This is a genomic window from Cupriavidus sp. FW306-01-F10A (assembly GCF_058782785.1).
On the sequence record NZ_JBYSYA010000003.1, the window covers coordinates 185207 to 197893 of the forward strand.

Below are 12687 nucleotides of genomic sequence, written 5' to 3' on the forward strand. Positions count from 1 at the left end.
CGATGTAGTTGTGTGCGCAACTATATCGACCAGATGGTTGCGCACGAAACTAGTGTTAACCCGGCCGGGAAACGGCGATCCGGCGAAAGTCGGGAACAAGTCGCACATCGCCGCAGGCCGTCCTTGGCCTATGCTTCGCAAGAGGCACACTACTTCAGCCCACCCGCTGCGCCATGCCCACGCTCCCGACCGATGCCGCACCCCGCGCCACCAGGCTGCCTGCGCCGGGCAGCTGGCAGTACCACGTGCTGCTGGGCGCGGCAGGCATGCTGGTGCTGGGTCCGCTGGGCGGCATCGCTGCCGCGTATATGAATTTCTCGCTGGGCTTCTTTGTCGGCGGGCAGGTGCTGGCGGGCATCCTCGGCTCGGTGGTGACTGCAGGCTATGGCGCGCCCGGGCGCCACGGCGCCAACTACATCCAGACCGCGGCGGCGTCGGTGGCGGGCATGGGCGGCATGGCCGTGGTGCTGCAGGCGATGGCGTGGCTGGGCATGGCGCAGCCGCCGTTGTGGCAGCTGGTGCTGTACATGCTGTGCATCGGCATGTTCGGGGTGGGTGTGGGCATGCTGTACACGCCATTGCTGGTGGACCGGATGCAGCTGACCTTTCCGTCGGGGCTGGCCGTGGCCAATATCCTGCGCGCGCTGACCGATCCGGCGCTGCTGCGGCGTTCGGTGGCGCGGCTCGGGGGCGGCCTGGCGCTGGGCCTGGGTTGCGGCCTGGGCGCCGCGCGCATGCCGTGGCTGGCGGCGCTGGACCTGTCGGCCGCGACCTTCGGCGCCGGGATGATCGTCGGCGCGCGCGTGGGCATTGCCGCGCTGGTGGGCGGGCTGGCCGGCTGGGCCATGACCCCGTGGTTTGTCGCCGCGGGCTGGATGGCGCCCGGCGAGCCCTATCGCAAGGCCACCTTCCTGGTGGCCCTGGGCATGATCATGGGGGCGGCTGCGGTCGATGTGGCCTTGCTGCTGGCACAGGCGTGCCGCCAGTGGCGCGCGCGCCGCCACCCTGCGCCGCGGCGCGGGCCGGGCATGGGCTGGGTGGCGGCCTGGGCGCTGCTGTGGGGCGCGGCCACGGTGGCGGCGGGCGTGGCCTGGTTCGGCCAGCCGTTGGGCTTCCAGCTGATGGCGGTGCTGCTGGTGCTGGTGTTTGCGCTGGTCAACGGCATCTCGGTCGGCATGGTCGACCAGAACCCGATCTCGTCCGCCTTCGTGCTGTCCGTGATCCTGATGGCCGCCGCCGGGCTGCGCGCGCCCCATGTCGGGCTGATCGCCGCCACGGTCTTGCTGGTGGCCACGGCCGAGGCGAGCGACATGCAGCAGGACCGCTCCACCGGCTGGCGCCTGGGCAGCGACCGCATGGTGCAGTTCGGCTACCAGGTGGCGGGCATCGTCGTGGGTGCGCTGGTGGCGGTGGCGATGGCACGGCTGTTCATGCATGCCTATCCGGTGCTGGCGCTGGACCAGACCAGCCTGCCGGCCGACCAGCAGCCCGCGCGCTGGACCTCGGCCATGACATACAAGATCGTGGGCGTGCTGCACGGGCTGGCGCAAAGCCGCACCGGCCAGCATGTTGCGGTGGCAACGGGTCTGGCGCTCGGCCTGGCCACCGCGGTATTGCGCAAGGCCATCCTCGGCCGGCAGGCGTGGCAGCGCTTCGCGCAAGCCAGCCGGCGCGGGCGGGTGGCGGATTTCCTGCTCGATGCGGCGATCCTGCCCTCGCCCTATGCGTCGTCTTTCGGTGGCTTCGTCAACCTGGCGGCGGCCGGGTGGATGGCGGCCGGCGGCGTGGCGGCGAGCGTGGCCGCCGCCGTGGCCAGGCCCGCAAGGACGGCCCGGGGTTTGCCGCAGGATATGAGCACGGCATCGCTGGTCGGTGGCGGCCTGATCGCGGGCGATGCGCTGGCGGCGCTGGCCATCGGCGTGGCGGGCCTGTTATCCGCCACATTGGGTTGAGGCCGACCGCGATTGTCAAATTATACTGACGCTTCTGTCCAAGTTTCAGTGGATTGTCAAATCCCGCGACCAGCGTACCATAGGCGGCCAGACTGACGCACTGGCTTGACCCGGAGAATCATCATGGCCCTTGACCAAGAATCCTTTGCCCTGCTGCGCGCCTCGGTGCAGCGCTTCATCGACGAACGCCTGAAGCCCGCCGAAGACACGCTGGAGGAAACCGACGACGTGCCCGCCGAGATCGTCGCGGACATGAAGGAGATGGGCCTGTTCGGCATCTCCATCCCCGAGAACTACGGCGGCATCGGCCTGTCGATGTCGCAGGAATGCGATGTGGTCTACGACCTGGGCCATACCGCCTTTGCCTTCCGCTCGGTGTTCGGCACCAACGTCGGCATCGGCTCGCAGGGCATCCTGATGGATGGCACCGAGGAACAGAAGCAGCAATACCTGCCGCGCATCGCCAGCGGCGAGCTGATCATCTCGTTCGCGCTGACCGAGCCGAACGCCGGCTCCGATGCGGCTTCGCTGCAGACCAAGGCCGAGCTCGACGGCGACCACTACGTTATCAACGGCACCAAGCGCTTCATCACCAACGCGCCGCGCGCCGGCGCCTTCACGCTGATGGCGCGCACCGGCGGCGCGGGCGCTTCGGGCATCTCGTCCTTCATCGTGCCGGCCGACACCCCGGGCATCTCGCTGGGCAAGCCGGACAAGAAGATGGGCCAGCGCGGCACCAAGACCTGCGACGTGGTGCTTGAGAACGTGCGCGTGCCGGCCGCCAATATCATCGGCGGCGTGCCGGGGGTGGGCTTCAAGACCGCGATGAAGGTGCTCGACCGCGGCCGCCTGCATATCTCGGCGCTGGCCTGCGGCATGGCGCATCGCCTGATCACCGACGCTGTGGCCTATGCCAGGGAGCGCAAGCAGTTCGGCAAGCCCATCGGCGACTTCCAGCTGATCCAGGCGATGCTGGCCGACAGCCAGGCCGAGCTCTACGCCGGCCTGTCGATGGTGCGCGACTGCGCCCAGCGCTACGACGCCAAGCCCGCCGGCAAGAGCGATCCGGAGGTCAGCATGCTGGCCTCGTGCACCAAGATGTTCTGTACCGAGATGGTGGGCCGCGTGGCCGACCGCGCGGTGCAGATCCATGGCGGCGCCGGCTATATCGCCGAGTACAAGGCCGAGCGCTTCTACCGCGACGTGCGCCTGCTGCGCCTGTATGAAGGCACCACGCAGATCCAGCAGTTGATCATCGCCAAGCAACTGCTGCGCGACTGACCATGCAACCGCCCGGCGCGGCAGGAGTCGACATGAACACGATGCAGTTACGCGGGCCGGACAGCCCGCTGCAGGCAGGGCATGATGGCGATGCGCCGCACCGGCTGCGCGCCGTGGTGGCGACCTATCGTCCCACGCTGCAGGCCTATACGCTGGCGGTGTCGCCGGCCGAGCTGATGGCGCTCAGCGCGCTGCCAGCTGAGATGGCGGGCGGTGTGGGCGGCACCAGCGATCCACGCGCGCACGCGCACCTGGCGCGCTTGCGTGGCGAGGTCCAGGCCAGCGGCATTGCGTTGCCGGGTGCAATCGTGGTCGCGGTCAGCGGCGGCAGCCTGCAATGCGAGTCTGACCACCTCTACACGCTGTCGCTGCATCCGCGCCGTGGTGACCGGCTGATCGTGCTGGACGGCTATGAGCGGCTGCTGGCGCTTGCGCATGGCGAACGGCGGCAGTGCAAGACGCTGGTGTCGGCGGTGCTGTGGCGCGCGGCGCTGGATACCGCCGCGGCGGTGCCGGCGGCGGAGGCCGCCAACGAAACGATCGACGCGGCCGTAGCGCAGTCGTCGTGCGCGGCGCGCTGGGCCAACGCCACGCGGGTGTGGCATTGACCGGGGTACCGGGCACGAAGAACATGCTCAGCGCAATATGACGGAAGCCGCCTGCATGGCGGCTTTTTCTCTTCTAGTGGCCCGGCGTGCGCGCAAGCCGCTTATTGCGGCCACACGCCATCGACATCGCGCAGCAGATGGCCGGCGAGGATATAGTCCCCGAGCCGCGTGGCCTTGGCCTCGAGGTCGAGCAGTTCATGGTCCGCCAGCGTGCCGAGATCGAACTGGCAATAGAGATTGCGTTGACGGAACGTGGCCTTGGGTTTGGCCAGCCCTTCGATCAGGGCTTCGCGGGAACGGACGGCGATGCTTTCTTGTCCGCGATACTGCACCTTGATACCGCGCTTTTCTCCGAGCCTGCCGAGTTCGACGGCATCCTGCCATCCTGTCTCGTAGTCCAGCTCAAGCGCCAGCACGCCTTCCGAGGCCAGAAGCCTGAGCGCTTCTGCCTTGCTGCCAGCTCGCACGATTGACATCCACACCTCTTATATCGACTTATACTGTACGAATATACAGTCAACCCGGGGTCGCGGCAAGGGGCTTGCACCGGACGCCTGCCGACCGCTCCCTGCCTTGCCGCTGCGATGTTGCGCTGGCCGCGCCTGCGGCCTCTTGCCAGTGCAGCCGAATATTGTTTCCCGCGTATGTCAGGGCTGCGCCTGCGGTGCCGCGCCGGCCGCTTCGTTGCCTGTGCTGCCGGCCGCGCCGGAGCCACTTCCGCTGCCGGTTGGGCCCAGTTGCGCCGGTGCGCCGCTGAAGTCGCCAGCATAGACGCGCGACAGCGTGCCTGGCTGCATGTAGCGCCGAATGGCCGCGTTGACGGTTTCCGGCGTGGCGTTGCGCAGGCGCTCTTCGAGTTCGGCGGTGAAGGCCATGGTGCGGCCCAGGTAGAGCTGGTTGACCAGCGCGCCGGCCAGCGCGGCGTCGTTGCTGCGGCTGACCATGCCCTGCTGCAGCAGGCCGCTGACGGCCTCGGCCAGTTCCTGCGCGGTGATGCCGTCGCGCACGAAACGCTCCAGCTCCTCGGTCACGGCGCGTTGCAAGCGCGGCAGGTTCTGCGGTGCGTATTGCGCCTGCAGGCCGAAGCGTCCCGCGCGGTCGAGCGCGCCCACCTGCACCCAGCTGCTCGCGCCATAGCTCAGGCCTTCCCGCTGCCGCAGCCGGTCAGCCAGGCGGCCGCGCAGGCTGGCGCCGCCGAGCACGCGGTTGGCAATCATCATCAGCGCATAGTCCGGCGCGTCATTGGTCAGGTCGATCGGCGTGGAGGCCAGGTAGATGGCATTGGCCTTGCCCGGCGCGGGCAGCGTGAACTCCGCCGGCGGGATCGGCACAAAGGGGCGCTCGACGCGCGCGTAGGGCCGTTGCGCGCTCCAGTCGCCGAACAGCTGCGCTGCCTGCGCGGCCGCGGCCGCGGCATCGAAGTCGCCCACCAGGCTCAATTGCGCATGGCCCGCGCCATAGAAGCGCGCGTGGAAGTCGCGCACCTGCGCCAGGGTGGCGGCCTGCAGGTCGGCGATGTTCTCGGCAAAGGTGCGCGCATGGCGCGGGTCGCCCGCGGGGTAGGGGTCGCCATGGCGGCCCAGCGCGTTGGACGCCATCACGCCCGGCTCGCGCCGGATGCTCTCGATCTCCGCGATGCTGGTCTTGCGCAGCGTTTCGAACTCCGCCTCGGGGAAGGTCGGTGCGCGCAGCAGGTCGCGCAGCAGGGCCAGCAGTTCCGGCAAGTGCGCGCGGCGCGTCTCGAAGCTGACGGCCACGCGCTCAGAGCTGCCAGAGATGCCGACGCGTGCGCGCAGCGCCTCGATGCGGTCGGCGATCTGCTGGCGGTCCATGCCAGCCGCGCCGCGCCGGAGCATGGAGGCGGTCAGCGCGCCCACCGTGGTCAGCCCCTGCAGGCTCTGCGCGTCGCCCATGCGCAGCACCAGCGCGCCGTGCACCACTTCACCGCGCGCGGGCTTGGGCAGCAGCGCCAGCTGCATGCCGTTGGCCAGCGTCTGGCGCGTGGTGTGGGCCTCGATATTGGCGGGGCTGGGATCGAATGCCGCCACCGCGGCCATTGCCTGCCTGCCCTGGTAGCCGCTGACCATGGCCGTGACATCGGGCGCCGGCGGCACCTGCGCGCGCGACGGCTGCTCGGCGGGAAGGAACACGCCCACGGTGCGGTTCGAGGCTTGCAGGTAGTTCAGCGCTACGCGCTGCACGTCTGCCAGCGTGGTGGTCTCGATGCGGTCGCGCGCCAGGAAGAACAGGCGCCAGTCGCCCTTGGCGATGGCCTCGGACAGCGCCACGCCGAGCGCGCCGGGATCGTTCATGTAGTGCTCGTAGGCGTTGCGCATGCGCACGCGCGCACGTTCCAGCTCGGCCTCGGTCACGGGCGCCTCGGCAAAGCCCTCGACCTGCGTGATCAGCCCGGCGCGCGCAGCCGCGAGCGGCTGGTCTTTGGACGTCTCGACCATGAGCAGCAGCGCGCCCGGGTCCTTCATCGCATAGAGCGCGGTGCCGACCGACACGGCCTGGCCACGCTCGACCAGCGCCTTGTACAGCCGCCCGCCCGGCGTATCGCCGAGGATGAGGGTCAGCAGCGAGAGTGCCGTGCTGTCCGGATGCGCACCCGGGCTGACGTGGTATTGGGCGGCGACCAGGCTGTTGTCGCCGGGGCGCATCACGACCAGCTCGCGCGCGCCTTCCTGTGCGGGCTCGACGGTATGCTCGGGCGGCAGCACGCGCGTCGGGCGCGGGATCGGCCCGAAGTAGCGCTCGATGCGTGCCAGCGTGGCGGCGGGATCGAACTTGCCGGCCACCACCAGCACCGCGTTGTCGGGCTGGTAGTAGCGGCGATAGAAGGCGCGCAGGCCGTCGATGCTGACGTGCTCGACATCGCTGCGCGCGCCGATCGGGGCCTTGCCGTAGTTGTGCCAGCGGTAGGCGGCGGCCATGGTCTGCTGCATCAGCATGCGCCCGGGGCTGTTCTCGCCCATTTCCATCTCGTTGCGCACCACCGTCATCTCGCTGTCCAGGTCGGCACGCGAGATCACGCTGTTGACCATGCGGTCGGCTTCCATGCGCAGCGCCCAGTCAAGGTTTTCATCGTTGGCGCTGAAGGTGCCGAAGTAGTTGGTGCGGTCCTGCGCGGTGGTGCCGTTCACGCTCATGCCGCGGCGGGCGAACTCGGTCGGGATGGCCTTGCCGGGCAGCGATGGCGTGCCCTTGAACAGCAGGTGCTCGAGCAGGTGGGCCATGCCGGTCTCACCATAGTTCTCATGGCGGCTGCCGACCAGGTAGGTGATGTTGACGGTGGTGGTGGCCTTGGCCGCGTCCGGTGCCAGTATGATGCGCAGGCCGTTGGGCAGGCGGTATTCGGTGATGCCTTCGACCGATGCCACCTGCGTGGCTGTGGCAGGCGTCGCCGTGGGCGCGGTCTGCACCGGCTGCGCCAACGCCGGCGCGCAGGCAAGCGAAGCGAGCAAGGACAGGTGCAGGGCAGTGCGGCGCATGGCGTCTCCGGGCGGGCGGTGGCAGTGGGTTGGCGGGTGAGGCACGAAGCGCATTCTAGCCGCCGCCCCTGCCAGGAACTGTGCCGCAGCCCACGCCCGCGCGCCAGAGGGAAATGTCCGAATCCAGCGGGTAAGCACTTGCAGGTAGCGGTAGCATGCCGTCATGCACCTCGATCCCGATACCTGCTACAAGGCCGTGGCCTCGCACGACCGCCGCTTCGACGGACGCTTCTTCGTGGGCGTGTCGTCGACCGGCGTGTACTGCCGGCCGGTGTGCGCAGTGCGCACGCCCAAGCGCGAAAACTGCACCTTCTACGAGAGCGCTGCGGCGGCGGAGAAGCATGGCTTCCGCCCCTGCCTGCGCTGCCGTCCGGAACTGGCGCCCGGGCACGGGCTGGCCGATATTTCAGGCCGGCTGGCGCAGGCCGCGGCCACGCTGATCGACGAGGGCTTCATGGCCGAAGGCAGCGTGGCCACGCTGGCGGCGCGCATCGGCGTGACCGAGCGGCACCTGCGGCGCCTGTTCGATGCGCAGTTCGGCGTGTCGGTGCTGGAGTACGCGCAGACGCAGCGGCTGCTGCTGGCCAAGCGCTTGCTGGCCGACACCGCGCTGCCTGTGACCGAAGTGGCGCTGGCGGCGGGCTTCGGCAGCGTGCGCCGCTTCAACGATGTGCTGAAGACCCGCTACGGCCTGACGCCGCGGGCGCTGCGCCGCCGCGCCGCCGACGGCGTGGCCGACCGGCTGGTGTTCGACCTGGGCTACCGCCCGCCGTTTGCCTGGGACGCATGGCTGCGCTTCCTGGCTACCCGGGCGGTGGATGGCATCGAGGCCATCCGGGACGGTACCTATATGCGCACGCTGCTGGTGGATGCCGGCGGCAGCACGCATACCGGCTGGGTACGGATCGAACATGTGCCGCGCCGGCTGGTGCTACGCGTCACGTTGTCGGCCTCGCTGGCGCGCGTGATTCCGCAGGCGCTGGGCAAGGTGCGCCGCCTGTGCGATCTGGGCTGCCGCCCGGACGTGGTGGACCGGCACCTGGGCGAGCTTGCCGAGGCAATGCCGGGCGTGCGCCTGCCGGGCAGCGTCGATGGCTTCGAGATCGCGGTGCGCGCGGTGGTGGGGCAGGTAATCTCGGTGGTGCAGGCGCGGCGCATCCTGGGCGCGCTGGCGCGGCACGCGGGGCAGTCGCTGGACGGCACGCCCCCCGACGGCCTGCGCTACACGTTCCCGACTGCCGCCGCCATTGCCACACTGCCAGAGCAAGGCTTGCGCGATGCCGGGGTGTCGGCGGGCAAGGCGCGCACGCTGCTGGCGCTGGCGCAGCGCGTGGCCGACGGCACGCTGGCGCTCGATGCGCACGCGCCGCCGGAGCAGACCGTGGCGGCGCTGCGCGAGGTCGGCGGCATCGGCGACTGGACCGCGCAGTATGTCGCCATGCGCGCGCTGGGCTGGCCCGATGCGTTCCCCGGCACCGACTATGCGCTGCGCAAGGTGCTGGGCGTCAGTACCGTGCGCGCGATGCACGAGCGCACCGCGCAATGGGCGCCGTGGCGTGCCTACGCCGCCATCCACCTGTGGCATCGCTATGAAGCGATGAAGGATGCGGCCAGTGCCGCGGCCGAACCGGAGACGATCACATGACCAGCTATCGCCATATCGACAGCCCGCTCGGGACCATCCTGCTGCGCGCGCAAGGCGCACACCTGACTGGCCTTTTCTTCGCCGGGCAGAAATACCATCCCGCAGGCATTGCCGACAGCCGCGACGTGCCGCCGGCCGACGCCGCGGTGCTCGACCGCGCCGCGTCGGAACTGGCCGAATATTTCGCCGGCCGCCGCGATACCTTCACCGTGCCGGTGCGCTTTGCCGGCAGCCCGTTCCAGCAGCGCGTGTGGGAGGCGCTGCTGGCCATCCCCTGCGGCGAGACCGCGTCGTACGGCGAACTGGCCCGCACCCTGGGCCTGCCGCCCACGCATGCGCGCGCAGTCGGCGGCGCGGTAGGACGCAACCCGCTGTCGGTGATCGTGCCCTGCCATCGCGTGCTGGGCAGCGCCGGCGCGCTGACCGGCTACGCCGGCGGCATCGAGCGCAAGCGCGCCTTGCTGCAGCGCGAAGGCGTCGGCACCACGCCCGGCTGATGGCGCCGGCTGCGCTGCCATGCCGCGCCTGTTCATTGCCGTGGAAGTCCCGCCCGCGCGGGCGGCATGGCTGCTGTCGACCCTGCCGCCCGCGCACGGTGTGCGGCCGGCAGCGCCAGAGCAGGTCCACCTGACCCTGCACTTCCTGGGTGAGTGCAACGTGCCTGGCGCAGCGCTGGAGGCCGCGCTCGACAGCATCCGCGCGCCTGCCTTCCTGCTTCAGGCAGCCGGTACCGGGCGCTTCCGCAGCGGCCAGGGTTCGGTGCTGTGGGCGGGCCTGGCGCCAGGTCCCGGCCTGGACGCGCTGCGCGCCCTGCATGCCGACGTCGGGCAGGCGCTGGCCGGGGCCGCGGGCATTACCCCGGAGCGGCGGCGCTTCCATCCGCACCTGACGCTGGCGCGCTGCAAGCCGTCCGTGCCCGAAAGCGTGCTGCGCGCGTGGCTCGATACGCACCGTAGCCTGGCCAGCGAGGCCTGGCAGGTGCAGCGGCTGGTGCTGTTCGAAAGCCGGCTCGGCCCGCAAGGCCCCCAGCATCTCGTGCGCCAGGCCTGGCCACTGACGCAGGCCGGCCCTACGCCAGGTTGCTGAGCCCCAGCGTTACGCCCAGCCCGCACAAGGCCGAGCCGATGGTGCGGTCCAGCAGCCGCTGGCGCCGCAGCATCGCCGCGCGCAGTGCCGGCGCGGTGAACACGCACGCCACCAGGCTGAACCACGCCAGGTGCGCCACCGACATGAATCCGCCATAAGCCCATTGCACCGGCACCGGCGTGTGCACATCGACCACCTGGGTGTAGGTGCTGACCACGAACAGCGTGGTCTTCGGGTTCAGCGCATTGGTCAGGAAGCCCATGCGCAGCGCCGCCCACGGCGGCAGCGTGCGCGCACCTTGCAGGTCTACTGCCAGGGCCTCGCGGTTGCGCAGCGTCTGGATACCGATCCAAACCAGATAGGCCGCGCCCAGCATCTTCACCACCGTCAGCACGTTGTGCGCATGGGCCATCAGCAGCCCCACCCCGAACATCGTATAGAGCACATGCACCTGCACCCCCAGCGCGATCCCGAGGGCGCTGAGCAGGCCGGCGCGGCGGCCGTACAAGTAGCTGTTGCGGGTGACCATGGCGAAGTCCGGGCCCGGACTGACAACGGCCAGCACGGTCACGGCGGCGACCGCCAGGGATTCGGCGATTGGGGGCATTTTCTGTGAGGTTACGTTACAGTTATCCGGAAATCGCCACATCGGGAGATCCGGCCGTACCCAATTCTGCGTGCCGGAAAGCGCCGCCACAACCGATATATACTCGCGCAATTACGTGAGAAAAACTGACTGATGCACTGGCTGGGCTGGATCCGATTCTTCGAGGCCGCAGCGCGCCACGAAAGCTTTGTCCGGGCGGCGGAGGAACTGCACCTGACCCATGGCGCGGTCAGCCGGCAGATCCGCCAGCTGGAGGACACGCTGGGCGTGGCGCTGTTCGAGCGGCGCAACCGCGGGGTCTTCCTGACCGAGGCGGGGCGCACGCTGTTCGCGGCGTCGACGCAATCGATGGAGGTGCTGGCCGGCGCCGCCGCGCGCATCCGCACGCAACCGCCGGGGCGAGCGCTGGTGCTGTCATGCGAGCCGACCATCGCCATGCGCTGGCTGATCCCGCGGCTGCCGCGCTTTGCCGCGCGCCATCCCGATATCCCGCTGCACCTGATGGCAGCAGGCGGGCCGATCGACTTCACCCGCAGCGGCGCCGACCTGGCACTGCGGCGCAATGACTTTGCCTTCGATGCGCGCTGGCATGCGCGCGAGGTGGCGCAGGAACGGGTGGGGCCGGTGTGCCGGCCGCAGCTTGCGCAGGGGGCAGCCACGGTCCCGGCGCGGCTGCATACGCGCACGCGGCCCGAGGCATGGCAGCGCTGGCAGGCGGTGCGCGACGATGCCGCCCCCGTCGTGCAGTGCGACGGCGACGCCTGGTACGAACATTTCTACCTCAGTCTGCAGGCCGCCGCCGCAGGGCTGGGCTGGGCCATGGCCTCGCAGCTGATGGCCGCGGACGAGATCGCCGATGGCCGGCTGGCCGCGCCGTTCGGCTTTGTTGCCGACGGATCGGCCTATCATTTGTTGTCGCCCGCGCCGTTTGAACACGACACGCGCCGGCTGGTGCTGCTGGCGTGGTTGCGCGAAGAGGCGCAGGCAACGCTTGCGGCGCCGCCACCGGACGCCTGAAAGCGGCGTGCGCGCTACCCCCCGGAAGTCTGTGCTCAAGTTCTGCCACAGATCTGCCGAAGTGAGAGCATGCGTCTTGCCGGGCATCGGGACACGCGCTTAACATGCGCGCGGCCGGCAGGCCGAAGCCCCCGTAACCGGCGATCCCAGCCACTCCAGATGTTGCGTGAATCCATGAATCAGCACGATGCCTCCGGGCCAGCCGATAACGGCGCCGAATCCGACATTGAGCCGGCGGATGACCGTTATCGCCTGACGCACAACTCGCAGATCGGCACCGTGCTGCGCGACCTGTCCTGGCAGAAGTGCATGCTGAGCGTGCGCACCCGCACCGGGCACCAGTTCGTCACGTCGGTCCTGCACGTTGACCCGGTCGACCGCACCTTCGTGTTCGACTGGTGCAATGCGGAACCCGAACGGATGTCGCTGATGACCTCGGATGAAAATGCGTTCTCGGGGCTGTTGCGCGGCGTGCCGGTCAACTTCGTAGTGGGCCGGCCGGGCGCCACGCGCTATGAGGAAGGCCCCGCCTTCGTCGTCGAATTCCCCGAGAAGCTCTACCACTTCCAGCGCCGCCGCCATTTCCGCGCGCGCACGCTGGTGACGAGAGGCTACCGCTGCGAGATCCACATGTCGGACAAGACCGTGCTGGGGCTCGATATCGCCGACCTGTCGCTGTCGGGCGTGGGTCTGCGCTCGAAGACGGTCTCGGCAGAGCACCTGCCGGTCGGCACCACGGTCGGCAAGTGCCGGCTGGACTTCCGCGAGCTGGGTAAGCTTGAGCTGGACCTGCAGGTGGTTGGCCACTGGCTGGTGGGCCATGACGACAGCGCCATCCACCATTTCGGCTGCGCCTTCATCCATCCGGACGGGCGCATGGAGAACTTCCTGCAGCGGCTGGTATTTGCGCTGGAACTGGCGCACCGGGGCTGAAGCACCGGTGCCGAGGCCGCGCAACCCGGGCCCGGCTTACCTCATTCCCGTGCGGCTGCCCGGG

The 12687-nt window shown here is 69.6% G+C and carries 11 protein-coding genes; 8 read left to right on the forward strand and 3 right to left on the reverse strand.

Features of this window, described 5'->3' with window-relative positions:
- Positions 1 to 173: 173 nt before the first annotated feature.
- From AC3WLF_RS06355 to AC3WLF_RS06365, 3 genes are all read left to right on the forward strand, one after another.
- A complete protein-coding gene (locus tag AC3WLF_RS06355; RefSeq protein WP_492319397.1) occupies positions 174 to 1952 on the forward strand; it encodes an OPT/YSL family transporter in 1779 nt (592 codons plus the stop codon).
- Between the two features lie 123 nt (positions 1953 to 2075).
- Positions 2076 to 3233 carry an acyl-CoA dehydrogenase family protein gene (locus AC3WLF_RS06360; protein WP_010811172.1) on the forward strand — a complete coding sequence of 386 codons (1158 nt, stop codon included), beginning with the start codon at positions 2076 to 2078 and terminating at the stop codon, positions 3231 to 3233.
- 32 nt (positions 3234 to 3265) lie between these two features.
- Positions 3266 to 3841: a hypothetical protein gene (locus AC3WLF_RS06365; RefSeq protein ID WP_492319398.1), complete on the forward strand. Its 576-nt coding sequence runs from the start codon at positions 3266 to 3268 to the stop codon at positions 3839 to 3841.
- 101 nt (positions 3842 to 3942) lie between these two features.
- Here the strand turns inward: AC3WLF_RS06365 and AC3WLF_RS06370 are convergent, their stop codons facing one another.
- Both AC3WLF_RS06370 and AC3WLF_RS06375 read right to left on the reverse strand, forming a co-directional pair.
- A complete protein-coding gene (locus AC3WLF_RS06370; RefSeq protein WP_010811174.1) occupies positions 3943 to 4317 on the reverse strand; it encodes a hypothetical protein in 375 nt (124 codons plus the stop codon).
- A gap of 171 nt (positions 4318 to 4488) precedes the next feature.
- Positions 4489 to 7335 carry a M16 family metallopeptidase gene (locus AC3WLF_RS06375; protein WP_492357958.1) on the reverse strand — a complete coding sequence of 949 codons (2847 nt, stop codon included), beginning with the start codon at positions 7333 to 7335 and terminating at the stop codon, positions 4489 to 4491.
- Positions 7336 to 7498: 163 nt separating this feature from the next.
- Between AC3WLF_RS06375 and AC3WLF_RS06380 the strand changes: the two genes are divergently transcribed.
- The 3 genes from AC3WLF_RS06380 to thpR are packed head-to-tail and all read left to right on the forward strand — an operon-like array spanning position 7499 to position 10066.
- Complete coding sequence (locus AC3WLF_RS06380) at positions 7499 to 8980, forward strand: AlkA N-terminal domain-containing protein (protein ID WP_492319400.1); 1482 nt, start codon at positions 7499 to 7501, stop codon at positions 8978 to 8980.
- Positions 8977 to 9477 (forward strand): methylated-DNA--[protein]-cysteine S-methyltransferase, encoded by a 501-nt coding sequence (locus tag AC3WLF_RS06385; protein WP_492357959.1) that lies wholly within the window; start codon positions 8977 to 8979, stop codon positions 9475 to 9477. The genes AC3WLF_RS06380 and AC3WLF_RS06385 overlap by 4 nt, the downstream gene beginning before the upstream one ends.
- A gap of 19 nt (positions 9478 to 9496) precedes the next feature.
- A complete protein-coding gene (gene thpR / locus AC3WLF_RS06390) occupies positions 9497 to 10066 on the forward strand; it encodes an RNA 2',3'-cyclic phosphodiesterase (protein WP_492357960.1) in 570 nt (189 codons plus the stop codon).
- On the opposite strand, the gene AC3WLF_RS06395 is transcribed toward thpR, so the two are convergent.
- Positions 10050 to 10673: a LysE family transporter gene (locus AC3WLF_RS06395; RefSeq protein WP_492357961.1), complete on the reverse strand. Its 624-nt coding sequence runs from the start codon at positions 10671 to 10673 to the stop codon at positions 10050 to 10052. The genes thpR and AC3WLF_RS06395 overlap by 17 nt on opposite strands.
- 132 nt (positions 10674 to 10805) lie before the next feature.
- On the opposite strand from AC3WLF_RS06395, the gene AC3WLF_RS06400 reads away from it, so the two are divergent.
- Both AC3WLF_RS06400 and AC3WLF_RS06405 read left to right on the forward strand, forming a co-directional pair.
- Positions 10806 to 11690 (forward strand): LysR substrate-binding domain-containing protein, encoded by an 885-nt coding sequence (locus AC3WLF_RS06400; RefSeq protein ID WP_492319404.1) that lies wholly within the window; start codon positions 10806 to 10808, stop codon positions 11688 to 11690.
- A 159-nt stretch (positions 11691 to 11849) separates the two neighbouring features.
- A complete protein-coding gene (locus AC3WLF_RS06405; protein WP_492319405.1) occupies positions 11850 to 12623 on the forward strand; it encodes a flagellar brake protein in 774 nt (257 codons plus the stop codon).
- The last annotated feature ends 64 nt before the right edge of the window (positions 12624 to 12687 follow it).